22 protein-coding genes are annotated in these 22,255 nt (G+C 62.8%); 11 read left to right on the top strand and 11 right to left on the bottom strand.

Annotated elements, in window-relative coordinates:
• The first annotated feature begins 212 nt into the window (after positions 1 to 212).
• Positions 213 to 716 carry a DUF456 domain-containing protein gene (locus CQ020_RS14720; RefSeq protein WP_024818506.1) on the top strand — a complete coding sequence of 168 codons (504 nt, stop codon included), beginning with the start codon at positions 213 to 215 and terminating at the stop codon, positions 714 to 716.
• 93 nt (positions 717 to 809) lie between these two features.
• On the opposite strand, the gene purU is transcribed toward CQ020_RS14720, so the two are convergent.
• The 7 genes from purU to glyA are packed head-to-tail and all read right to left on the bottom strand — an operon-like array spanning position 810 to position 9,748.
• Positions 810 to 1,709: a formyltetrahydrofolate deformylase gene (purU, locus tag CQ020_RS14715; protein ID WP_105692532.1), complete on the bottom strand. Its 900-nt coding sequence runs from the start codon at positions 1,707 to 1,709 to the stop codon at positions 810 to 812.
• Positions 1,710 to 1,711: 2 nt separating this feature from the next.
• Positions 1,712 to 3,103 carry an L-serine ammonia-lyase gene (locus CQ020_RS14710; protein WP_105692531.1) on the bottom strand — a complete coding sequence of 464 codons (1,392 nt, stop codon included), beginning with the start codon at positions 3,101 to 3,103 and terminating at the stop codon, positions 1,712 to 1,714.
• Entirely contained in the window at positions 3,103 to 3,747 is a 645-nt protein-coding gene (locus CQ020_RS14705; RefSeq protein WP_105692530.1) for a sarcosine oxidase subunit gamma, read from the bottom strand. The genes CQ020_RS14710 and CQ020_RS14705 overlap by 1 nt, the downstream gene beginning before the upstream one ends.
• A complete protein-coding gene (locus CQ020_RS14700) occupies positions 3,740 to 6,685 on the bottom strand; it encodes a sarcosine oxidase subunit alpha family protein (RefSeq protein WP_105692529.1) in 2,946 nt (981 codons plus the stop codon). The genes CQ020_RS14705 and CQ020_RS14700 overlap by 8 nt, the downstream gene beginning before the upstream one ends.
• Before the next feature lie 2 nt (positions 6,686 to 6,687).
• Positions 6,688 to 7,128 carry a sarcosine oxidase subunit delta gene (locus CQ020_RS14695; RefSeq protein WP_105692528.1) on the bottom strand — a complete coding sequence of 147 codons (441 nt, stop codon included), beginning with the start codon at positions 7,126 to 7,128 and terminating at the stop codon, positions 6,688 to 6,690.
• Between the two features lie 17 nt (positions 7,129 to 7,145).
• Positions 7,146 to 8,366: a sarcosine oxidase subunit beta family protein gene (locus CQ020_RS14690; protein WP_024818500.1), complete on the bottom strand. Its 1,221-nt coding sequence runs from the start codon at positions 8,364 to 8,366 to the stop codon at positions 7,146 to 7,148.
• Positions 8,363 to 9,748: a serine hydroxymethyltransferase gene (gene glyA / locus CQ020_RS14685; RefSeq protein ID WP_105692527.1), complete on the bottom strand. Its 1,386-nt coding sequence runs from the start codon at positions 9,746 to 9,748 to the stop codon at positions 8,363 to 8,365. Before glyA ends, CQ020_RS14690 begins: the two co-directional genes overlap by 4 nt.
• 151 nt (positions 9,749 to 9,899) lie before the next feature.
• On the opposite strand from glyA, the gene CQ020_RS14680 reads away from it, so the two are divergent.
• From CQ020_RS14680 to CQ020_RS14665, 4 genes are all read left to right on the top strand, one after another.
• A complete protein-coding gene (locus CQ020_RS14680) occupies positions 9,900 to 10,571 on the top strand; it encodes a GntR family transcriptional regulator (protein ID WP_105692526.1) in 672 nt (223 codons plus the stop codon).
• A gap of 628 nt (positions 10,572 to 11,199) precedes the next feature.
• Positions 11,200 to 12,576, top strand: a complete 1,377-nt coding sequence (locus tag CQ020_RS14675; protein ID WP_105692525.1) for an MFS transporter — start codon at positions 11,200 to 11,202, stop codon at positions 12,574 to 12,576.
• Positions 12,577 to 12,603: 27 nt separating this feature from the next.
• A complete protein-coding gene (locus CQ020_RS14670; protein WP_105692524.1) occupies positions 12,604 to 13,860 on the top strand; it encodes an aminopeptidase P family protein in 1,257 nt (418 codons plus the stop codon).
• A 90-nt stretch (positions 13,861 to 13,950) separates the two neighbouring features.
• On the top strand, positions 13,951 to 14,778 hold the full coding sequence (locus CQ020_RS14665; RefSeq protein WP_105692523.1) for an IclR family transcriptional regulator: 828 nt from the start codon (positions 13,951 to 13,953) through the stop codon (positions 14,776 to 14,778).
• Positions 14,779 to 14,883: 105 nt separating this feature from the next.
• On the opposite strand, the gene CQ020_RS14660 is transcribed toward CQ020_RS14665, so the two are convergent.
• Positions 14,884 to 15,363 carry a DUF4383 domain-containing protein gene (locus CQ020_RS14660; protein ID WP_024818494.1) on the bottom strand — a complete coding sequence of 160 codons (480 nt, stop codon included), beginning with the start codon at positions 15,361 to 15,363 and terminating at the stop codon, positions 14,884 to 14,886.
• A gap of 155 nt (positions 15,364 to 15,518) precedes the next feature.
• Here CQ020_RS14660 and CQ020_RS14655 point away from each other — a divergent pair, with 155 nt between their 5' ends.
• The 3 genes from CQ020_RS14655 (at position 15,519) to CQ020_RS14645 (ending at position 17,435) form a co-directional block, all read left to right on the top strand.
• Positions 15,519 to 16,490: a hypothetical protein gene (locus CQ020_RS14655; protein WP_105692522.1), complete on the top strand. Its 972-nt coding sequence runs from the start codon at positions 15,519 to 15,521 to the stop codon at positions 16,488 to 16,490.
• 109 nt (positions 16,491 to 16,599) lie between these two features.
• The gene (locus CQ020_RS14650; protein WP_105692521.1) at positions 16,600 to 16,971 is read left to right on the top strand and encodes a helix-turn-helix transcriptional regulator; all 372 of its coding nucleotides are present in this window, start codon (positions 16,600 to 16,602) and stop codon (positions 16,969 to 16,971) included.
• Complete coding sequence (locus tag CQ020_RS14645; protein WP_105692520.1) at positions 16,968 to 17,435, top strand: SRPBCC family protein; 468 nt, start codon at positions 16,968 to 16,970, stop codon at positions 17,433 to 17,435. The genes CQ020_RS14650 and CQ020_RS14645 overlap by 4 nt, the downstream gene beginning before the upstream one ends.
• On the opposite strand, the gene CQ020_RS14640 is transcribed toward CQ020_RS14645, so the two are convergent.
• A complete protein-coding gene (locus CQ020_RS14640) occupies positions 17,432 to 18,079 on the bottom strand; it encodes a LysE family translocator (protein WP_105692519.1) in 648 nt (215 codons plus the stop codon). The genes CQ020_RS14645 and CQ020_RS14640 overlap by 4 nt on opposite strands.
• 103 nt (positions 18,080 to 18,182) lie before the next feature.
• Here CQ020_RS14640 and CQ020_RS14635 point away from each other — a divergent pair, with 103 nt between their 5' ends.
• Positions 18,183 to 18,638, top strand: coding sequence for an Lrp/AsnC family transcriptional regulator (locus tag CQ020_RS14635; protein WP_105692518.1), 456 nt, complete (start codon positions 18,183 to 18,185; stop codon positions 18,636 to 18,638).
• A 7-nt stretch (positions 18,639 to 18,645) separates the two neighbouring features.
• Here CQ020_RS14635 and CQ020_RS14630 read toward each other — a convergent pair whose 3' ends face one another.
• Positions 18,646 to 19,104: an Lrp/AsnC family transcriptional regulator gene (locus CQ020_RS14630; protein WP_024818488.1), complete on the bottom strand. Its 459-nt coding sequence runs from the start codon at positions 19,102 to 19,104 to the stop codon at positions 18,646 to 18,648.
• 415 nt (positions 19,105 to 19,519) lie between these two features.
• Here CQ020_RS14630 and gluQRS point away from each other — a divergent pair, with 415 nt between their 5' ends.
• Both gluQRS and CQ020_RS14620 read left to right on the top strand, forming a co-directional pair.
• A complete protein-coding gene (gene gluQRS / locus CQ020_RS14625) occupies positions 19,520 to 20,407 on the top strand; it encodes a tRNA glutamyl-Q(34) synthetase GluQRS (protein WP_105692517.1) in 888 nt (295 codons plus the stop codon).
• 25 nt (positions 20,408 to 20,432) lie between these two features.
• Positions 20,433 to 21,551 carry a serine hydrolase domain-containing protein gene (locus CQ020_RS14620; protein WP_105692516.1) on the top strand — a complete coding sequence of 373 codons (1,119 nt, stop codon included), beginning with the start codon at positions 20,433 to 20,435 and terminating at the stop codon, positions 21,549 to 21,551.
• Between the two features lie 68 nt (positions 21,552 to 21,619).
• Here the strand turns inward: CQ020_RS14620 and CQ020_RS14615 are convergent, their stop codons facing one another.
• Positions 21,620 to 22,249, bottom strand: coding sequence for a TetR/AcrR family transcriptional regulator (locus CQ020_RS14615; RefSeq protein WP_105692515.1), 630 nt, complete (start codon positions 22,247 to 22,249; stop codon positions 21,620 to 21,622).
• Between the last annotated feature and the right edge of the window lie 6 nt (positions 22,250 to 22,255).

Below are 22,255 nucleotides of genomic sequence, written 5' to 3'. Positions count from 1 at the left end.
AACCCTGCCGCTTCACTTGGCAGCAATCAACGGAAATTGCTACTTGTCTATACAAGTTTTCTGGACGTTAATCTCTCGTTTCCCAAGACTCTGGCGTACTGCACTGCTCTGCAATCAGCTTTGCAGTTCAGTTGTTCATACAACGCACTTCAGCAGGGCCCGCGATGTCGCTCAGTGCTTCCTCTTAGCGGAGCCCACCTAGACTGAGGGTCATGAACGCCGAACTTATCGTGACCATCCTGTGCGGCCTGGCCATTGCGGTAGGTGTCGCCGGGACCATCATTCCCGTACTCCCGGGCAGCATCCTCATTGGCGCGAGCCTCCTGGCCTGGGCTATCTGGGGCGGTGCCGGTCCGCTCGGCTGGGTGATCTTCGCCGTCGGCATGGTGTTCGTCGTGGCAGGAATGGCAGCCAGTGCCGTGCTCACTGGGCGAAAGCTGAAGCAGCACGGCATTCCCAACAGGTCGGTGCTGATCGGCGTGGTCCTGGGCGTAGTGGGAATGTTCGTTATTCCGGTGGTGGGGCTCTTTGTGGGCTTCGCCGTCGGGCTTCTCCTCAGCGAGGTCCAGCGGACCCGTGACTTCCGGGTGGCTGTCCGCTCCAGCGGTGCCGCGCTGAAAGCCACGGGCATTGGCATCCTGGTGGAGTTCGGACTCGCGTGTGCCGCTGCGAGCACGTGGATCATCGGAGTGTGGATCGACGCCGTCAACGGCTGAGCCCTTAAACGCCAATTCGATGGTTCCCTGCGCACACTGCCGTTCGCAACAGCGTATGCGCAGGGAACCATCGAAATGGGTGCCTGCAGAGCCCTACTTCAACACGATCGTCCTGTTCCCATTCAGGATGATCCGCCCCTCGCAGTGCCAGCGAACGGCGTTGCTGAGGGCCTTGCATTCGGTGTCCCGGCCGGCGGCTACGAGATCGTCCGGCCCGAACGTGTGGTCCACTTCCACTACCTGCTGAGCGATGATGGGACCTTCATCCAACTCGCCGTTCACGTAGTGGGCTGTGGCGCCCACAGTTTTCACACCACGCGCGTATGCCTGGTGGTAGGGCTTGGCGCCCTTGAAACTCGGCAGGAACGAGTGGTGGATGTTGATGGCGCGGCCATCGAGTTTGCGGGCCAGGTCGTCGCTGAGCACCTGCATGTAACGGGCCAGCACAATGAGTTCAACGTCCAGCTCATCAATGATCTCCAACAAACGCCCCTCGGCGGCCGGCTTGGTGGCAGCGGTGACGGGGACGTGGAAGAACGGGATCCCGTGCCATTCCGCCAAGCCCTGGTGATCGGTGTGGTTGGACACGACGCCCACTACGTCGATGGGCAGCTCGCCGATCCTTGCACGGAACAAGAGGTCGTTCAGGCAGTGACCGAACTTGGAGACCATGATCAGCACGCGTCGCTTGTACCCTTGGGGCTGCAGTTGCCAGCTCATGGCGTACTTCTCACCCACCGGGGCGAAGGCCTCCCGCAACGCATCAACGGTGGATTCATCGCCGTCGGACGCGAAGTGCACCCTCATGAAGAAGTGGCCTTCGGCGCGATCTCCGAACTGCTTGTTGTCGATGATGTCGCAGCCGTGCTCCAGCAGGAAGCCGGACACAGCGTGCACAATTCCGGGACCCTCGGGGCAGTCGAGGGTGAGGACGTGTTCCACGGTGGTCTCAGCAGCGGAGACGGCAGTGGTTTCGGTTTGGATGGCAGTCATGGCTAGCACTCCACTACGTTGACGGCGAGGCCCCCACGGGAGGTCTCTTTGTACTTGGATTTCATGTCCGCGCCTGTTTCGCGCATGGTTTTGATGGCTTTATCAAGGGAAACTTTGTGGCTGCCATCGCCGTGCAGGGCAAGGCGGGCGGCGTTGATGGCTTTGACGCTGGCGATCGCGTTGCGCTCGATGCAGGGGATCTGCACCAGCCCGCCCACGGGATCACAAGTGAGGCCCAGATTGTGTTCGATGCCCACTTCGGCGGCATTTTCCACTTGCTCCGGGGTCCCACCCAGAACCTCGCAGAGGCCGGCGGCAGCCATGGAGCAGGCTGAGCCCACTTCACCCTGGCAGCCCACCTCGGCGCCCGAAATGGACGCGTTGATTTTGAACAGGATTCCGACGGCGGCCGCCGCCAGCAGGAACCGCACGACACCGTCGTCGTTGGCTCCCGGAACAAACTTGGTGTAATAGTGCAGCACGGCGGGGACAATTCCGGCGGCACCGTTGGTGGGCGCGGTGACAATCCGGCCGCCCGCAGCGTTTTCCTCGTTCACGGCCAAGGCGAAGAGGTTGACCCATTCCATGGCGAGGAACGGGTCCGCTGAACCTGCACCGTTAAGGTCTGCGTCGGTTTCGGAAAGCTTCTTGAACAACGACGGCGCCCGTCGCCTGACCTTCAAGCCTCCCGGCAGGATTCCCTCGGCAGAGCAGCCGTTGTCCACGCATTCCTGCATGACGGCCCAGATGCCCAGCAGCCGTTCGCGGAGTTCTTCCTCGGAACGCCAGACGAGTTCGTTGGACAGCATGATGTCCGAGATGGATTTGCCTTCGCGCTGGCAGATGGCAAGGAGTTCGTCCGCAGTGGTGAAGGGGTAGGGCAGGACGGTGTCATCGGCAACCACTTTGTCGGTGCCGGAGACGTCTCCGTCCACCACGAACCCGCCACCAATGGAGTAGTAGCTGCGTTCCCTGAGCACCGAACCCTTGTGGTCCAACGCCCGGAACGTCATGCCGTTGGGGTGGGCCGGCAGCGACTTGCGGCGGTGCAGGACCACGTCCTCGTCCCAATTGAAGTCCACCCGGTGGTTGCCGCCCAGGCGAAGTTCCGCGTCCAGTGCAGCGGCGGCCACCTGGTCATCGGCAGTATGAGTGTTCACGGTTTCAGGAGAGTGGCCTTGCAGCCCCAGCACCACAGCCTTGTCTGAGCCGTGGCCCCGGCCGGTGGCGCCCAGCGAGCCGAAAAGCTCAGCCTGGACGCGCACCGTGGCCGGAAGCTGGCCGGACGATTCGAGACCGTCCGTGAACTGCTTTGCCGCGCGCATGGGGCCTACCGTGTGTGAAGACGACGGCCCAATGCCAACAGAAAACAGATCAAGCACACTCAATGCCATCAGGGGACCTCTGGGGAGGCATACTCCCGCATGGCGTCGATGAGCCAGCGTCCCAGGAAGTCGGCAAACGAGGCCCGGGGAAAGATCCGGTAGGTCTCGTCCGAGGTCTTCCACAGCATCACCGGGATGTGGGCGAGCTCCGTGGAAACAGCAGTCCCGGCCTTGAAGACGCGCGGGTGCAGGTCCAAGGCGCAGGTCTTCTCCAGTACTGCGCGGGCGTGGCTGCCGGAGAGCTCGAACGTGGTGCGGTTGGCGGACAGATCCACTACCTGCCCTGCGTCGTTGCCCAGCGCCGTGGTCAGATCGCTGACCAAGGAGCCGCCCAGGGAATCGTGGGCTTCCTCGGGTGCGACCACCATGAACTCGGTGGGGCCAAGCCAGAGGGTGTTCACTCCACCCCCGCCTGTCACCTCACCGCAAGCGGCAGGCAAGCCGCCGGTGACGGACGCAACCCGGGCGCCGGCGTCGGACGCCGGGTGAACCCGAACGCCCACCATGGCCTGGTAGGGGATTTCGGTGAGTGTCACCGTGCCCGGCACGGAGCCGGAGGTGAAAGCGTCAGCAAGGTGCTCGGCCGGGCTGCGGCGGGCACCCCGGACGCGGTCGACGTGTGCGGTTTCTGCTGGTGTTGCTGTTTCAGCCATCTTTGCGGGTCCCTTCAGCATCGAAAAGTACGGTTTCGCCAACAACCACGTCCACGAAGTGGTCTCCCAGCGAGGCCACCAGGGTCTCGCCGATCCGATTGCGGCCGTTTTGAATGAGAGCCAGGGCGAACGAGCGGCCCAATGCGGCGCTGTGGTAGCTGGAGGTCACGAAGCCCTCCATGGGGACGGGTCCGTTAGCCGGGTTGACCGGGATGCCCTTCTCCACCAGCTGCGTGCCTTCCGGCAACCTCAGCGAGTGGTCCACGGGAAGGACGCTGACCAAGTGCTTCCGGTCTTCGCGGCTGGCGTCCTGACGGAGGTAGGAGCGCTTGCCGATGAAGTCCTTGGCCTTGGAAACAATCCAGTCCATGCCGGCGTCCTGCGGTGTGACCGTGCCGTCCGTGTCCTGCCCCACGATCGGGTAGCCCTTCTCGGCGCGGAGGACGTGCATGGTTTCGGTGCCGTACGGGGTGATGTTGAACTCGGCACCTGCAGCAGCAACGGCTTCCCAGGTGTTGAGTCCGTACCAGGACGGGATGTTGATTTCGTAGGCGAGTTCACCGGAGAAGGAGATACGGCAAACGCGTGCCTGAACTCCGGACGCCAGCGTGGTTTCGCGGAAGGTCATGAACGGGAAGTTCTCTGCCTCCAGGCCACCGTTTTCGGCGAGCTGGGGAGCAACCTTGGCGATCACTGCGCGGGACTTCGGGCCAACGACGGCGATGGTGCTCCACTGTTCCGTGACGGATGTGCAGACCACATCAAGCTCCGGCCACTCCGTCTGGTGCCACTCCTCCAGCCAGTCCAGTACCTTGGCTGCGCCGCCGGTGGTGGTGGTCATGAAGTAGCGGTCATCATCCAGGCGGAGGGTCACGCCGTCGTCGAAGATCATGCCGTCCAAGGTGCACATCACGCCGTAGCGGGCGGATCCCGGGGCGAGCTTCTTGAACGCGTTGGTGTAGATACGGTTCAGGAATTCGCCCGCATCCTTGCCGCGGATCTCGATCTTGCCCAGGGTGGTGGCGTCCATGAAGCCCACGGAATCGCGGACGGCGGCACATTCACGCAGGACCGCCGTGTCCATGTCTTCACTGCCCTGCGGGTAGTACCAAGGACGCTTCCACTGTCCGACGTCTTCGAACAGTGCGCCCTGTGCCACGTGCCACGGGTGGATGGAGGTGACTCGGGCGGGGTCGAACAGTTCCCCACGCTGGCGGCCTGCCAACGCTGCGAAGGCCACAGGAGTGAACGGTGCACGGTATGCCGTGGTTCCGATCTCGCCAACACCCGGGATGTTCTCAGCTCCGCCGAACTTCAGCGCTGCGGCGATCACGCCGATCGCGTTGACACCGGAGGTCTTGCCCTGATCGTTGGCCGTGCTGATGGAGGTGTACCGCTTGACGTGCTCCACGGACCGCATGCCTGCACCGGTGGAGCGGAGGACGTCCGCCACGGACTGGTCACGCTGGAAGTCAACGAAGTGGTGGTGCCACTCACCGGGCTCACCGGACTGGCCGGGAACCAGCCACAGCTGACGGCTCGGAGCACTGGCCACAGGTGCCTGCAGCTCCACCGGGGTGGTTGCGGACTCGAAGCCTGCAGCGATGGAGGCTGCCGCTCCCGCCGAGATGCCCTCTGCCAGGCAATCCTGGAGTTCGTAGCTGCCACGGCCGGCGCCCACAACCTGCTGGTCCCGGACGGGTTTGGTGGGAATGAACGCTGCGAGCTCGTCATCCCAACGCAGCTTGCCCTGGCGCTGGCTGTGGAGGTGGACCACAGGGCTCCAACCACCTGAAACTGCAAGAAGATCGGCAGTCAGCTGTTCGACGCCCGAGGTGAGTTCGCCGTCGTCGTTAATGCTGCGGACGGTGACACCGTTCAGGCGGCCATTCTCATCCGCCGAGGTGTCCGCCACGGCGCTGCCGATGAGGACCCGGAGGCCGGACTCGACGGCGGTAGCGGCCTTCGCGCTGATCTGCGGACGGGCATCGACGACGGCGGCAACCGTCACGCCTGCTGCCTTCAGGTCCGCTGCGAGTGCGTAGGCGGAATCGTTGGTGGTGGTGATGACCACGCGTGAACCGGCTGCGACGGCGTAACGGTTCAGGTAGGTGCGGGCTGCCGAGGCGAGCATGATGCCCGGGCGGTCGTTGTTCTCAAAGACCAGCGGACGCTCGTGGGCGCCGGGGGCCAGGACAACCTGTTTGGCACGGATGTGCCAAATACGCTGGCGCGAGACGCCGGAGGCTGCTGGAACGCTCAGGTGGTCCGTACGGTTCTGGGCTGCGATGAAGTAGTTGGAGTCATAGGAGCCGAAAGCCGTGGTGCGGTTCAGGACTGTGCATTCGCCGGCGGAAACCAGCTCTGCCTCGACGTCAGCAACCCATTCCAGGGCCGGCTTGCCTTCGATCTGCTCGGCCAGTTCCGGGGCGGTGGAACCGGAGAGCAGGGAGCCGCCGAGTTCGGGCTGGTCGTCAATGAGGATGACGCGTGCGCCGGTGCGGACAGCTTCACGGGCCGCGGCAAGGCCGGCAATACCGCCGCCGACCACCAGGACATCCGTGTGGACGTACTTCTTGTCGTACTCAGCTTTGTCCTCGTTGGGATCAAGCTTGCCAAGGCCGGACAGGAGTTCAATGTTCATGCCGTCCACCAACGAAACTGCCGTGGCGGGAAGCATGGACTCGGCAACGTGTCCGCGGAAACGGGGTGCGATCTTGACCAAGGCGTTGGACTCTTCCACACCGGCTGCCATGATGCCGCGGGGGCGGTCCTCATAAAGGGAATTGCCGGCGTTGATGTGGCCATTGGCCAGCAACGCCGAAGCGATGGTGTCGCCCGGGTGGCCGGTGAATTCCTGGCCGTCCACGGTGAAGCGCCAAGAGATGCTGCGATCGATGCGTCCGCCGGTGGCGAGGCGTGCGTTCTTACTGGTCACTTCTAGACTCCTTCCGAGGAGATGGGGGTGGTGGCCGTGGGTGAGGCGGCGCCGGGGGCGAGGCCTGGTTCGCCGGCTTGACCGAACTCGCCGGCCTGGGTGAACTCGCCTGGCTGGTCCGGTTCGCTCTTCGGGCTGATACCTGGGGCGGCGCTGGCAGCGCTTGCTTGGAGTTCCGGGCGGGGCTGGCCCATCCCGTAGATGGAGTGGATCTCGTAGCTCACGGTGTCGCGGAGCATGTTGAACCACTGACGGCAGCCCGTGCTGTGGACCCAACGTTCGGCGAAGGTTCCCTTGGTGTTCTCGCGGTAGAACAGGTATTCAGCCCATTCGCGGTCCGAGAGGTCGTTGGGGCTCTCCGGGTAGGCGACGTGTGCTTGGCCGCCGTAGTGGAATTCGGTTTCGTCGCGTGGCCCGCAGTTGGGGCATGAAATGAGGAGCATGTCTTTTCCTGTCCTGGCTAGTGGGCTACGGCTGCGGCGCCGTGTTCGTCGATCAAGGCGCCGGTCTCGAAGCGTTCCAGAGCAAACGGCTTGTTCAGCTGGTGCGGTGCGCCCGTGGCGATGGTGTGCGCGAAGGTCAGGCCTGCCGCCGGAGTGCCCTTGAAGCCGCCGGTTCCCCAACCACAGTTGACGAACATGTTCTCCACCGGAGAGAGGCCAACAATCGGTGAGGCATCCAGCGTGGTGTCCACAATGCCGCCCCAGGTCCGGAGCACGTGGGCCCGGGCAAAGATCGGGAAGAGCTCCACGGCTGCTGCCATCTGCTCCTCGATCACGTGGAACGATCCGCGCTGGCCATAGCCGTTGTAAGAGTCCACGCCGGCGCCCATCACCAGTTCGCCCTTGTGGGCCTGGGAGACGTACACGTGGACGTGGTTGGACATGACCACCGTGGGGTGGACGGGTTCGTGCAGTTCGGACACCAGTGCCTGGAGCGGGTGGCTCTGGATCGGCAGGCGGAAGCCGGCCATTTCTGCCAGGACCGAGCTGTGGCCGGCGGCGCAGAGACCAACTTTTTCGGTGTTGATGGTGCCGCGGGTGGTCTGGACGCCGGTGACCCGGTTGCCGTCCTTGATGAAGCCGGTGACTTCGCAGTTCTGGATGATGTCCACACCCAGTTCATCGCACTTGCGGGCGAAGGCCCACGCCACATGGTCGTGCTTGGCGATGCCTGCGCGCGGCTGGTACGTGGCGCCCATGACGGGGTAGCGGATGTTGTCACTGATGTTCAGGATGGGGCAGAGTTCCTTGACCTGCTGCGGGTCAAGCCATTCAGCGTCCACACCGTTGAGCCTGTTGGCGCCCACGCGGCGAACACTTTCGCGGACATCGCCCAGTGTGTGGGCGAGGTTCATGACGCCGCGCTGGCTGAAGAGGAAGTCGTACTCAAGTTCCTCGGGCAGGATTTCCCAGAGCTTGAGCGCGTGCTCGTAGATGGCAGCGCTCTCGTCCCAGAGGTAGTTGGAACGGATGATGGTGGTGTTGCGGGCCATGTTTCCACCGGCCAGCCAGCCCTTTTCCAGGATGGCAATGTTGGTCATGCCGTGGTTCTTCGCCAGGAAGTACGCGGTGGCCAGGCCATGCCCGCCGCCGCCCACAATCACGGCGTCATAGCTCTTCTTCGGGTCCGGGTTACGCCAGAGGAAGTCCGGGTGTTCGGGGAGGTGGTCTGCACTCACTTGGCTGCTCCAATCAGTTCTGCTTCGGTTGCGGCGCCATTGCCGTTGTTGTTCAGGTGGGGATAGAGGGGAAACTTGTCCGCCAGCGCGGTCACGCGGTTGCGGAGTTCGACGGCGGTGGTTTCGTCCAGGGTCACTTCACCTTCGGTGCCGGCTTCTGTGCCTTCGGCTTGGGTGCCGCTGTTCGCCGCGGCGATCAACGCCGTCGCAATGATGTCCGAGACTTCAGCGAAGTCCTCAGCCTTGAAACCGCGGGCGGCGAGGGCCGGGGTGCCGATGCGCAGACCCGACGAAACCATCGGCGGGCGGGGATCGAAGGGGACGGCGTTGCGGTTGACTGTGATGCCGATGCGGTGCAGGGTGTCTTCGGCCTGCTGGCCGTTGAGTACCGAGTGACGGAGGTCGGCAAGAACCAGGTGGACATCAGTTCCTCCGCTGACAACGGAGATGCCGGCTGCGGCCACATCTTCCTGGAGGAGACGCTGGGCCAGGATCTTGGAACCTTCAAGGACGCGGACCTGGCGTTCCTGGAACTCGGGCTCGGCAGCCATCTTGAAGGCCACGGCCTTGGCGGCGATGACGTGCTCCAACGGACCACCCTGCTGGCCGGGGAACACAGCGGAGTTCACCTTCTTGGCAATGTCTGCGTCGTTGGTGAGGATCACGCCGCCGCGGGGACCGCCGAGGGTTTTGTGGGTTGTGCTGGTGACAATGTGGGCGTGGGGCACGGGGCTGGGGTGGAGACCTGCAGCCACGAGACCCGCGAAGTGGGCCATGTCCACCATGAGGTAGGCGCCCACCAGATCCGCGATGCGGCGGAATTCAGCGAAGTCCAGCTGGCGGGAGTACGCCGACCAACCGGCGACGATCAGCTGCGGCTTGCTCTCCAGAGCCAGGCGCTCAACTTCGGCCATGTCCACGGTGTGGGTGTCCTCGCGGACTCCGTAGGGAACAACCTTGTACAGCTTGCCGGAGAAGTTGATGCGCATGCCGTGGGTCAGGTGCCCGCCGTGGGCGAGGTTCAAGCCCATGATGGTGTCGCCCGGAGTGATGAGTGCGTGCATGGCCGAGGCGTTGGCCTGGGCGCCGGAGTGGGGCTGTACGTTGGCGAACTCTGCGCCAAACAGGGCCTTCAGGCGGTCGATGGCGAGCTGCTCGATCACATCTACGTGTTCGCAGCCGCCGTAGTAGCGCTTGCCCGGGTAGCCCTCGGCGTACTTGTTGGTCAGTACCGATCCCTGGGCCTCCATGACGGCCGTGGGTGCGAAGTTCTCAGAGGCGATCATTTCCAGCGTGGACTGCTGGCGGATGAGTTCCTGGGCGATCGCCTGATCGACCTCCGGGTCCGCCTGTGCAAGCGGGCGGATCAGCGGTTCAACCATGGTGTTCTCCTTCAAAGGCGTGTCTAGCGGCCGACTGTTAGGCAACTGATATATTAGAACTATTGCCATAGTATGTTGAAGATCACATGGTCGTCAACAGGTTTGCGGTAACCCATCCAGCAGACTGAAGTACGGGCAACGGGAGAGAGCAATGAGCGCAGCACTGGAAGCACTGGAGTCAGCCCCGCAGGGCACGTCCCTCGCGGAGAACGCCTACCTGCTGATGCGCGACCGGCTCATCATGCTGGACGTAAAACCCGGCGACCCCATCAATGATGGCCAAATCGCCGCCGAACTGGGCATCGGGCGCACGCCCGTCCGCGAAGCCATCAAACGCCTCGAGAGCGACCACCTCGTGGTGTCGTACCCCCGGCGGGGCACCTTTGCCACAGGCGTGGACATCACCCAGCTCGCCGAAGTCTCCGAAATCCGTGAGCTCTTGGAACCGCTCGCCTCCAGGAAAGCTGCCCGCATGGCCAGCCCCACCATGCGTTCCGAGCTCCGCGCAGTCGCCGCCGCCATCCGGGATCTTGAGGGCCAGGACCATTCCTCCCAGGAACTCATGCGCTACGACATCCAGGTGCACAGGCTCATCTACAAAGCCTCCGCCAACGCGCATCTTGAGGACGTCCTCATCCGCTACGACAACCTCGCCACCCGCATCTGGTGCCACATGCTCGAGAAGATGCCCTCCGTCTCTGGCCACATCTCCGAGCACGCCGACCTCCTGACGGCCATTGCCGACGGCGACGAAGAGCGCGCTGCCGAGCTCGCACTGCACCACGTAGTCAGCTTCGAAGAGACCATCCGCAAGGTCCTCTGACCCTCTCTCACATCACTCGTGCTTGAGCGGGTCGCTCTCTCACGTCCCGCGTGCTTGAGCGGGTCGCTCTCTCACGTCCCGCGTGCTTGAGCCGTGCCGCCTTCCGGTGGCGGGGCCATCCTCTGCGCGCTCGCTCGTTCCTCGCTTAGACGCGCGCTGCCGGACAGCCCCGGCCCCCTCCCGATGCTCTCTCATGTCCCGCGTGTTTGAGCGGGTCGCTCTCTCACGTCCCGCGTGCTTGGGCAGGCCCCTCTCTCACGTCCCCCGGGTTTGAGCCCAACCCTCCTCCTTTTTGGTGTTCTTGAGTGCTGCCTCAATAGCCCGTGTGCGCACTTGGGCCGTGGCGTCGATGCTGGCGATGCCGCACGTCGGCGAACTCTCTTCAAGCAAGTGAGAGAGCGATTGGTTGAAGGGCTTGGGATGTGAGAGAGCGTCGAGTGGGGCGTTGATGCATTGAATGCAACGGCAGCACGATGAGCGCAACGATGGGATGCTTCGCTTGTGTGTCCGCTTCAGTATTGGCGGCCGCGAATGAGTTTATAAATAGTTCTTGACTGTGGCACCGCTCACACATACTCTGGTGCAACAGCGTTGCGTTGAATGCAACCCCAATGATTTTGGTGGACACATGAGCAATGAATCCTCTGTGGCAGCCGAGCAAGGCACTGCACCTGCTTCCGGCTCCAGCCACACCCCCAACCCCAACCACACAGTCAGCCCCAACCACACAGTCAGCAAAGCCACTCGACGGCGAGTGGTCACTGCCAGCTTCATCGGCAACTTTGTTGAGTGGTTCGATTACGCCGTTTACGGCTATCTGGCCGGCATCATCTCAACAGTTTTCTTTCCGGAGTCAGACCGGCAGACAGCCCTCCTGGCAACCTTCGGTGTCTTCGCCATCAGCTTCTTCGTGAGGCCGCTTGGCGGTTTCATCTGGGGCCATATCGGCGATCGCCTCGGACGAAAGCAGGCGCTCTCCCTCTCGATCGTGTTGATGTCAGTGGCCACGTTCTGTATCGCACTGATACCGGGCTACGCCACCATCGGCGTGATGGCGCCGATTCTGCTCCTCCTCGTAAGAGTGGTCCAAGGATTCTCCGCAGCCGGCGAGTACGCAGGGGCGTCCGCCTTCCTGGTGGAATATGCGCCGGCGAACCGCCGGGGACTGTATGCCGCCGTCGTGCCTGCCAGTACTGCGGCGGGACTGCTGCTGGGATCCCTCCTGGCCGCCCTGCTGACGTCAGTACTTAGCGCGGAGCAGCTCAATGAGTGGGGTTGGCGGCTGCCCTTCCTGCTCGCCGCGCCCATGGGCCTGATTGGCCGGTATATCCGGACCAAACTGGAGGACACTCCGGCGTTCCGTGAACTGGCCGAGAAGGACGACGGCGTCAAAGCTCCCGCACTGGCCATGTTCAGGACGTACCGGAAGCAGCTCATCATCGCCACGGGCGCGGTGCTGCTCAATGCGGTGGGCTTCTACGTGATCCTCAGCTACATGCCCACGTACTTGTCGGAGGAGTTGGGCTTCGGTGCCACGGAATCGTTCCTGGCCACCACCATTGCCCTGGCAAGCTACATCGGCTTCATCTTCCTCACTGGCATTGCCTCGGACAAGTTTGGTCGCAAACGCATGCTGATCACCGCGTCGGTCCTCTTCATACTGCTGACGGTGCCGGCGTTCATGCTTCTGGACACCCGTAACTTCCTGGTGATCGTCCTGGTTCAGATCCTTCTGGGCGGCATGCTCACCCTCAACGACGGCACCCTGCCCAGTTTCCTGGCCGAACTTTTCCCCACGAAGGTCCGGTACACGGGCTTCGCCGTCAGCTTCAACCTCTCCAACGCCTTGTTCGGCGGCACCGCGCCGTTCATGGCCACCCTGCTGATCGGCATGACCGCCAGCAAGCTGGCCCCCGGTTGGTACCTCGTGGCCGCCGCCATAGTTTCCCTCATCGCAGTCCTGTTCGCCACGGAGTCTTCCAAGAAGCCTCTGCTGCAGGACTAGTACAACCACCCATTGAAAGGAACCACCATGACCATCACTCAGAACGAGGCCATCAACGATGTGGCCAAGCTCGAGCGCACCAAGGTCCTCAACAACGGCGACAAGGTTTCGCTGACGTTCTCCGACGCGGAGTTCGAGCGCCGTCTCGCCGGCCTCCGCCGGATCATGGCCGAGAAGGACCTCGACGCCGTGGTCCTCACCAGCTACCACTCCATCAAGTACTACTCCGATTTCCTCTTCACCTACTTCGGCCGCTCGTACGGCATGGTGGTCACCAAGGATGACACGGTCACCATTACGGCGAATATCGACGCCGGTATGCCTTGGCGCCGCAGTTATGGCGACAACCTGGTGTACACGGACTGGCGCCGGGACAACTACATCCACGCCATTCAGGAAGTCCTGCGGACCCGCGGCATCAACCCGCGCCGCATCGGCGTCGAAGATGACTCGCTGCCGCTGGACAACCGCAACAAGATCCAGGCAGCCTTCTCCGGAGCAGCGCTGGTTGACGTCGCGCAGGCGGCGATGCGTCAGCGCATGATCAAGTCGGACGAGGAGATCGCAGTCATCAAGCACGGGGCCCGGATTGGCGACCTGGGCGGTGAGGCCATCCGCAACGCGATCACGGCAGGCATCACCGAGTACGAGGTTGCGTTGATCGGCACCGAAGCCATGGTTCACGAGATCGCCCGCACGTTCCCGGACTCGGAAATCCGCGACACCTGGGTCTGGTTCCAGTCGGGCATCAACACCGACGGCGCCCACAACTGGGCCACCACCCGGAAGATCCAGGAACACGACATCCTGTCCCTGAACTGTTTCCCCATGACCAGCGGCTACTACACGGCGCTGGAGCGGACCCTGTTCTACGGCGAACCGGATGCCCGATCCCTGGAACTGTGGAACATCAATGTGGAGGTCCACAAGCGCGGCCTTGAACTCATCAAACCCGGCGCTGTCTGCAAGGACATCGCCGCGGAGCTCAATGAGATCTACGTCAGCCACGGCTTGCTGGCTAACCGCACGTTCGGATACGGCCACTCATTCGGTGTGCTGAGCCATTACTACGGACGCGAAGCCGGCCTGGAACTGCGTGAAGACATCGACACCGTTCTGGAGCCGGGCATGGTGGTGTCCATGGAACCGATGATCACGGTGCTGGACGGCCAGCCGGGTGCCGGCGGTTACCGCGAGCACGACATCCTGGTGGTGGGCGAAGACGGAGCTGAGAACGTCACCAAGTTCCCGTTCGGTCCCGAGTACAACATCATCGGAGCCTAGTGATCCGGCCGGTGGACACAGCGTGGGGTCCACCGGCCATACGCCCCTTCCCCAGCGAAGTCCCGTGCCCCAGCGAAATATAGTGAAACCATGACTCCCACTGAATCCAGAGAAGCTCCTGATACCGGCAACGGCAACGGCAACGGCAACGGCGACAGCAAAAGCACCTCGGTGATCGTCAACGCGATTGCCGTGTTGAGAAGCTTCACTGCCGATGAACCGCTTCTGGGAGTCACCGAAATCGCGGGGCGGATCGGCTTGCACAAGAGCAGCGTCAGCCGCATTCTGGCGACGCTGGAACAGGAAAACCTTGTAGAGCGCGACGTCGATTCGCGCAGGTTCCGCTTGGGTCTGGGGATGATCGCCATGGCTGGCCCTCTCCTGGCGGAACTCGAAGAGCGGCGCGTTGCCTACCCGGTGCTGCGCGAACTAACTGAGCGGACGGGGGAGACGAGCGCGCTCATGGTGTGGAACGGCAACGAGTCCATGTGTGTGGAACAGATCCCCAGCCGGCATCAGGTCAAGCACCTCGCTCCACTGGGTGCCCGGTACAACGAAGCCCTGAGCTCGTCGGTGCAGGTGTTCCTTGGCTCGGAGAACGAGGACCGTGTACGCCAGTTGTTGCGCAGCGGTTCCATCATCCTTCCTGGTCTGGACGAGGACGCTGTTGAGGCGTATCTGGCCCGGGTGGGAGAGTCCACGAAGCGCGGCTGGGCTGTGAACTTCGGGGAGACGTCCATTGAGGAAGTTGGGGTGGCCTCGCCCGTTTACGATCATCGCGGCGACATCGTCGCGTCCGTCCTTATTCCGGCGCCTAAATTCCGTGTTTCGCAGGACACTCTGAACAGCCTCGGTGAAGCCTGCGCCGCAGCCGCTGCCAAGGTCACCACGCGGCTGGGTGGCCGCTCTCCGCGCTAAGCCGGAAAAACCGCCGTCGAGCGGAGGGGCGGGGCGTGAAAAACGGCGGCCGTCCCCGCAAGGAGGCGGTCGCCGTCGTTGTTTCACAAGACGAGCGGAAGGGTGTTACATCTTCCTTCGAGCCGTCGTTGTTTCGTCCATGGCATCCCTGCCCAACCAGGCTCCCAGGCCGATCATGGCGACGCCGAGGATGAGGTGCAGCCAGTTGTCAGCCGTGTTGAACGGGATGAAGTTGGCGCCCGTTTCCTGGTTGATGACCAGGCCGTAGATCCAAAGAACGATGTATACGGCGCCGCCGCCCAGGAGGAACAGGCGGGCCATGCGTGCGTTCCTTGCCATGGCCAAGCCGGCCACGCCAAACAGCAGATGAACGATGTTGTGGAGTACGGACACTTGGAAGACTCCAAGCAGCATGGCGCCGGATTCATGTCCCGCAAAGGTCATGGCGCCGAAATTGGTGGTGATTCCCGGGATGAAGCCCAGGACGCCTACCAGCAGAAATACAATGCCAACGCCCATGGCGGTGTTGTGAAGTGTCAACCCCATCATGTGGTGGTGTTCGGCGGGGTGCGAAGCGGTGGTCATCAAGTCCTCCCTTTCACGCTGTTACCCGGCTCTTCTCATGGAGAGCCGACCTGCGGCAAGGGTGTGGCAAAACCTTGCCGACGCCGCCATAATACTCCTGAAATGCCTCCGATAGCAGGGGATGTGCCCAGTTCAGCGGCGGTTAGCATGGAATTATGAGCCAGGCTCCCAACGGACGTGTTCACACGATCTTCCATGACACCCGGGATTTGACGCCTTTCCGCGAGGGCTATGTTCGTACGCCTGTGCGCGGACTGGCTGACGGCATGAATGACGTGCTTTCCGGCGTGCTCGGCGGTCGTGACCACGCGCGTTTGTCCGTTACCGGAAATGTGCCGCGACTGAAGATGCTCTCCTCCAAGACGGTGAAGTCCATGCACGAGGCCGTGTTTGCGTCCACCGAACCCGATCCCCTGCTGGCTTTCGGTCGCATGAATCCCGGATGGGCAGGGCTGTGTCACGTCATGGCGGGCCTGCTCGCGTATAAACACGGTAGTTTCCTGCGTGCGTCCGAGCTGCTGCAGCGCGGTTTAACAACAAGGATCGACGACGACGCCAGCCAGTTCTCGGCGATGTATCTTGGGCAGGTTGTCACCCGGGTTGAGGTGGCCGAGCGCATCGAGGTTCCGGTTTTGTTCAGTGAGGAGTCGGTGTTCCTGGCGTTGTCCCACTGTCTCCGCGAAATGGGCATGACCGAGGCGGCGTTGGAAGCCGTGGTGACGTTGCCGCCGTCGTTGCCTTCTGCGTTGGCGCGCTGCACGGCAGCGTTCGCCGTGGAGCGTCACCGTGACGTGGTGCTGTGGACGGAGGGTTTGCTGAACACGGACGATCTCTCGGCGGCGCTCCTGTTAATACGTGCGCGTTCACAGCGGGCGAGGGGTGACTTCGACTCGGCCCAGCTGGCCTTGAAAGAAGTGATCCGGCGCCGGAAGACCAATCTGGCGTTGAAGAATGACGCGTTGACTGACCGGGCGTTGCTCGCCCTTGACCAGGGTCGCCGTACGCTGACTCCGCGGTCCAAGCGGCCGGCCCCGCCTGCTGAGCTGGAGACCTTGGAAGTTATCCGCAAGGACGCTGAGATGCGGCGTCTTTGGGAGAACGACTTCCGGCATTTGGGCGGCGAGTAGAAAAGCCATTGTGTCTTCCGTGGGAGAGGCGTAGTCTCTTAATCAACAAATCAGTTGATCAATTATTTAGTTGATTACAGATTGTTTGCTACGAAAGGCGCACGCGGGAATGGAACCAGATGCTCAGGGCCCGGACACCCTGGATAGAGCCTTCATGGCTTTGGCGGATCCGGTACGGCGGGCCATGGTGGCCCGGCTGTCCCGGGGAGACGCCACGGTCAATGAGCTCGCTGAGCCATTCGCCATCACCAAGCAGGCGGTTTCCAAGCACATACAGGTCCTGGAACACGCAGGATTGGTAACCCGCTCGCGTGACGCCCAGCGCCGGCCTGTTCATTTGGACGCAGCCGCTTTGGAACGGTTGACCGCCTGGATTGACCAGTACCGGCTGATTGCCGAGTCCCGTTTCCGGCAGCTGGACGAGCTGCTGGGTGCAGGCATCCCGCACGAGGAACAAACAAGGAAAGAGGAATCGAAATGAGCAATCCAACAACCATCACCGCTGATAGTGGCGTGCCGTTCGTTGACACGGTCCGCGAGTTCGACGCTCCCGTCAGTGCAGTTTTCAAAGCCCATGTTGACCCGGACCTCCTGGCCAAGTGGCTGGGCCCGCGCAGCACGACGACCAAAATTACCGAGTACAACGCCTCCACAGGCGGCAGTTGGCGCTACGAAAGCGGTGACGACAGCGGGATGTACGGCTTCCGCGGCGTTTTCCACACCGTTGAATCCGACGCCCTGATCATTCAGACCATCGAGTTCGAGGGCGCACCCAACCAGGTGGTCATCAGCACCACCACCTTCGAGGAAATCGATGGCAGGACGCGGATGTCAGCCCACGAGGTCTACCCCTCCGTTGAAGCTCGGGACATGGCTTTGGCCACGGGGATGGACTACGGCGTGATCGAAGGATACGAGCGGTTGGATGAACTGCTTGCCGCCTAAGCTCCCGCCGGCTGTAGAAGCGGTAGGAGTTGCTCCGACAGCAGCACTGTCCCCAACCCGATCATGATGATCCCGCTGACCAGGGTCACCACGCGGGCGGCGCCGGGCCGGGAAGCCAGCAGCTTCCTGGACGTCAATGCGACGGCCGTGTAGACCACCCCGGCAAGGACAACGAAAGTCAGGCCCAATAGGCCCGACTGGACCGGAACGGGCAGTGCTGCCTCGGGGCTCACGAACTGTGGCACCAGCGCCACGAAGAAAAGCAGGCCCTTGGGATTGATACCGCTGGTGCCCATGCCCTGAAGGAACGTGCGGAGCTGGTTATCGGACTGCACGACGCCGCCTTCCGCACTGAAGCTCGCGCCTCGCCAGGAGCGGATGGTAGCCACGCCGAGCCACAGCAGGTAGGCGGCTCCCGCGATGGTCAGCCACCCCAATAGTCCCGGAACTCCAGCAAGCAGGGCCGCCAACCCAGCCGCCATCAGCAAGGTATGGATCACATATCCGCTGCACAGCCCGGCGACGGCGGGGACGAAGCTGCGTTGCTTGAGCCCGGCCGAAATCGAGTAGGCCCAGTCGACGCCGGGCGTGCACGCCAAGCTGACGGCAACAATCATGAAGGCCAGGAACAGCTGCGGGTTCACGTTTTCTCTCCAGGGCTAGGTGGTAGGAAAACTCTAGGGAAAATCAGCCCATAAGTGTTCCCATTTTTAGCCCGCTATCCGGTCTTCTGGGTAAGATTATTGCGTGATCGACGGAATTGATAGAAGTATTTTGCGCCACCTCAGAGAAGACGGCCGGATGACTGCCACGGCTCTTGCCTCGAAGGTGGGCTTGACGGTGGCTCCATGCCATCGGCGTCTCCGCGATCTGGAGTCCTCGGGGGTGATCCGCGGCTACCGTGCAGACATCGATCCTGCGGCTGTGGGGCTGGGTTTCGAAGCGATTGTTTTTGTCACCCTCAAGCAGGTGGAACGCACCATCATGGCGGAGTTTGAGGAGCGTGTCACAGCAAGCCCCAACATCGTGGAGGCGCAGCGGCTTTTTGGGTCCCCGGATTACCTGCTTAAGGTCATTGCCGCGGACCTGCCCGCGTATCAACGGTTCTACGACGACGAACTGGCGGCGCTCCCCGCGGTGGAACGGCTCACCTCAACGCTGGTGATGAAGAACCTGAAAACCAACATCGGACCGCCGGTCTAGGCCTTCTTTATTCGGCCAGTAGGCCGGTGGTTCGGTACGGGATGACTTCCCGGAGGAACATGCTGGTGGACGTGCGCACGATCCCGGGGCATAGGCGAATCTCTTCCGATACCCGGTAGAGATCGTCCGGACTCTTGGCCACCACTCTAATAATGAGGTCGGTATCACCGGCGGGGGCGTGGCATTCAAGGACTTCGGGGATCTCCCGCAAGGCGGCGATGGCCTCGTTCAGGTGGCTTTGGTCCAATTCAGCGCTGACGGCGGCAGCCACGCCACGCCCCAAAGCCGATGGCAGGACGCGGCTGCTGTTGGGCCGGAGGGCTCCGGACGCCGTCATTCGTTCCAGGCGCGACTGAACTGTTCCCCGAGCAAGGTGCAGCTTCTGGGCAAGCACCATGATGGGCACCCGGGGATCCTCGTCCAAAGCGGCGAGGATCCGGCGGTCCGTGGCGTCGAGTTCCTGCAAAGTGACCACTTCCTGACTAAGTTTTCGCGTCAGACTAGTCAGATCGACCAATCATTATGATGTCCGTTGCACCAACTGTATGTCTCCTGCTCAAATGGTGACAACGAAGCAGGCCAAGGCTACCGCCGGAACCCGCAGGCACCAGGACCCCGGCACACCACCCGGAGCCCTGCACAGGTTTCCCGCAAGGAAGCAGCCGCTGATTGACTCTTGTTCACAGCATTGTCATTCTGCACCCGCCCGTTCACCCGGGCGTCACAGCAAGAGCCCCTGAGCTACCGGATCGTTGCGGTAGCTGAGGGGCTCTTGTGGTTGCTGGCGACTTTTGCCGGCGATTTCTGCTGGCACGGTTGCCTGGCGGGCGTTGCCGGCCGTTCTGCCCCGGCCCCTCCTGTCCGCCGCATAGGCTTGGATCATGACTTCTGCTGGCCGCTTCGCCCCGAGCCCCTCCGGCGAATTGCACGTCGGCAACCTTCGCACCGCAATTCTCGCCTGGCTCTTCGCGAAGTCCAGCGGCCGGAAATTCCTGCTGCGCGTCGAGGACCTGGACCGCGCCCGGTCCGGTGCCGAGGCGGGGCAGCTCCGCGATCTGCAAGCCGTCGGCGTCAGCTGGGAGGACGCCGTCGTACGCCAGACCGAGCGCGCGGAGCTGTACGCCGCAGCTATTAAGCGTCTGAGCGCCGAAGGGCGCACCTATGAGTGCTTCTGTACGCGGCGCGAGATCCAGGAAGCGCCGTCCGCTCCGCATGCGCCGCAGGGCGCCTATCCGGGGACATGCCGGCGGCTTTCGCACGCCGAACGCGAGATCCGGCGTGCGACGCGTCCCGCTTCCATCCGCCTTCGCTCCGAGGTTTCGGAGTGGGGTGTTGAGGACCAGTTACATGGCCAGTATGTGGGTGTGGTGGATGACTTTGTGCTTCGCCGAAACGATGGTGTCACGGCCTATAACCTCGCTGTGGTTGTTGACGACGCCGCCCAGGGAATTGACCAGGTGGTGCGGGGCGATGACCTCCTCCCGTCCACCCCGAGGCAGGCATATTTGGCGACGTTGCTGGGGCTGCAGATACCTGAATACGCGCACGTTCCGCTGGTGGTGAACCACGACGGCGTCAGGCTGGCGAAGCGCGACGGTGCCGTCACGCTGGGCGACCTCGCCGCCGTCGGAATTCCCGCCGAACGCGTACGTGACCTGATCCTTGAGTCCCTCGACCTGCCCGACGGAAGTGTGCAGGATGCCCTGCCCCACTTCACGCCGAAGAACGTGCCGAAGGAGCCCTGGGTGTGGAAAACTCCCCGGGCTTGAACCAACCGCCGCGTAGGCTGTCTGGATGCAGTCACAGCTGATCGCCCCAGGTTTCGAACCCGTCGCCGAGCTCTTCGGCCGTTTTCTCGAGCAGGATCCTGACTACTCCGCGCAAGTTGCGGCATACCACCGCGGCGTTAAAGTGCTGGACCTCAGCGGCGGTCCGCACATCCGCCCCGATTCCGTCACAGGAGTCTTCTCGTGTTCCAAAGGCATGGCAGGCCTGGTCATGGCGTTGCTCGTCCAGGACGGCCAGTTGGATCTTGACGCGGAAGTGGTCAAGTACTGGCCCGAATTCGGCGCTGAGGGCAAGTCTTCCGTCACGGTTGCCCAGCTCCTTTCGCACCAGGCCGGGCTCCTTGGAGTGGAAGGCGGACTGACCCTTCACGAAGTCAACAACTCCGAGCTCGCAGCCGCCAAGCTCGCGCAACTTCCGCCGCTGTGGAAGCCCGGAGTGGCCTTCGGATATCACGCGCTGACTATCGGCATCTTCATGGAAGAGCTGTGCCGCCGCATCACTGGTTCCACGCTGCAGGAGATTTTTGAGCAGCGGATCCGCGCGGTGACCGGTGCTCACTTCTACCTGGGACTGCCCGATTCCGAAGAGGGCCGCTTTGAGCCCTTCCGCTGGGCGGCCGATCCCTCATGGCCATGGGTGGACCCGGCCAGCCACGTCGGCCTGGCTGCCAACGCGGCCGTCGGCGATGTCCTTGATCTTCCCAACATCCGGGAAGTCCGGGCCGCTGGGCTGAGCTCGGCGGCGGGCGTGGCCAGCGCGGATGGCATGGCGAGGATCTATGCGGCGGCGCTGACCGGGTTGGAAGGTGAACCCGCGATCCCTCCCCTTCTGACGGAGGAGACCATCCGGAGCGTTTCCGCTGAGCAGGTCTTCGGGATCGACCGCGTGTTTGGCGAGACGGGCTGCTTCGGCACCGTTTTCATGAAGTCCCACACGCGGATGCCATTCGGCAGTTACCGCGCGTTCGGGCACGACGGCGCCAGCGCATCTTTGGGCTTCGCGGACCCCGTGTATGAACTCGGCTTTGGGTACGTGCCTCAGACGGCGGAGCCCGGGGGAGTGGGGTGCCGCAACTTCCGGCTGAGTTCGGCCGTCAGGGAAGTGATTGCTGGCTTCGCGGCATAGTGTTGCTGAACTGCGTAGGGTTGCTGAACTGCGTAGGGTTGCTGAACTGCGTAGGGTTGCTGAACCGCTTAGTGGAGCTGAACTGTTGGGGGAAGTTGTGCGGCCGGGACTCCGGCGGCCATTCCCGCCCATAAGGTGTCGGTGGTAGCGGTGATGACGTCTTCCACTGAATTTCCGTCCAACTGCCCGCCAGCCGCGAGAAGGGCTGTGCCATGAAGGCTGACGAAGCACACCATGGCCAAGGTTTCGGGGTTGCCGGCAGCCAGGACGCCGGCCTCCTGCGCTTCGGCGATCATGGCTTGGGCAAGGTGTATCCCTTGCACTCCGGTGTTTCGCAGCTCATCACTGGAATCAGGGTGGTGCTTGGTGGAGTACATCACCGTCAGCAGGGCGGGATGCTCAACTGCGAAGTCGACGTACGCTTTCCCAACACTGACGAAGCGGCCGCGAAGGTCTTCGCCGGACTGGGCGGCACCTTGGATGAGCCGGTTCATTGATTCAAAGCCGGCCAGTGCCACGGCGTCGATCAGGGCCTGCTTGTCGCGGAAGTGCTTGGCCGGGGCGCCATGGCTGACGTTCACGTCGCGGGCCAGCTGCCGCAGGGATAGTCCCTCCACGCCGGCCTCTTCGATGGTTTCCACGGCGCGTTCCAGGAGGGCTTCCCGAAGTTTGCCGTGGTGGTAGGGCTGGTCAGTCATGGCTCA

The organism is Arthrobacter sp. MYb23 (assembly GCF_002979775.1).
Taxonomy (GTDB): Bacteria; Actinomycetota; Actinomycetes; order Actinomycetales; family Micrococcaceae; genus Arthrobacter.
Note: the sequence above shows the minus strand (reverse complement) of the source record. Positions and strands in the feature narration are given on the sequence as shown.

Coding starts and splice junctions, on each gene's coding strand:
- glyA (WP_105692527.1), bottom strand. CDS start 9,748: ATGGTTGAACCGCTGATCCGCCCGCTTGCACAGGCGGACCCGGAGGTC.
- CQ020_RS14695 (WP_105692528.1), bottom strand. CDS start 7,128: ATGCTCCTCATTTCATGCCCCAACTGCGGGCCACGCGACGAAACCGAA.
- CQ020_RS14655 (WP_105692522.1), top strand. CDS start 15,519: ATGAGCCAGGCTCCCAACGGACGTGTTCACACGATCTTCCATGACACC.
- gluQRS (WP_105692517.1), top strand. CDS start 19,520: ATGACTTCTGCTGGCCGCTTCGCCCCGAGCCCCTCCGGCGAATTGCAC.
- CQ020_RS14680 (WP_105692526.1), top strand. CDS start 9,900: ATGAGCGCAGCACTGGAAGCACTGGAGTCAGCCCCGCAGGGCACGTCC.
- CQ020_RS14615 (WP_105692515.1), bottom strand. CDS start 22,249: ATGACTGACCAGCCCTACCACCACGGCAAACTTCGGGAAGCCCTCCTG.
- CQ020_RS14665 (WP_105692523.1), top strand. CDS start 13,951: ATGACTCCCACTGAATCCAGAGAAGCTCCTGATACCGGCAACGGCAAC.
- CQ020_RS14620 (WP_105692516.1), top strand. CDS start 20,433: ATGCAGTCACAGCTGATCGCCCCAGGTTTCGAACCCGTCGCCGAGCTC.
- CQ020_RS14710 (WP_105692531.1), bottom strand. CDS start 3,103: ATGGCATTGAGTGTGCTTGATCTGTTTTCTGTTGGCATTGGGCCGTCG.
- CQ020_RS14675 (WP_105692525.1), top strand. CDS start 11,200: ATGAGCAATGAATCCTCTGTGGCAGCCGAGCAAGGCACTGCACCTGCT.
- CQ020_RS14670 (WP_105692524.1), top strand. CDS start 12,604: ATGACCATCACTCAGAACGAGGCCATCAACGATGTGGCCAAGCTCGAG.
- CQ020_RS14660 (WP_024818494.1), bottom strand. CDS start 15,363: ATGACCACCGCTTCGCACCCCGCCGAACACCACCACATGATGGGGTTG.
- purU (WP_105692532.1), bottom strand. CDS start 1,709: ATGACTGCCATCCAAACCGAAACCACTGCCGTCTCCGCTGCTGAGACC.
- CQ020_RS14645 (WP_105692520.1), top strand. CDS start 16,968: ATGAGCAATCCAACAACCATCACCGCTGATAGTGGCGTGCCGTTCGTT.
- CQ020_RS14720 (WP_024818506.1), top strand. CDS start 213: ATGAACGCCGAACTTATCGTGACCATCCTGTGCGGCCTGGCCATTGCG.
- CQ020_RS14705 (WP_105692530.1), bottom strand. CDS start 3,747: ATGGCTGAAACAGCAACACCAGCAGAAACCGCACACGTCGACCGCGTC.
- CQ020_RS14650 (WP_105692521.1), top strand. CDS start 16,600: ATGGAACCAGATGCTCAGGGCCCGGACACCCTGGATAGAGCCTTCATG.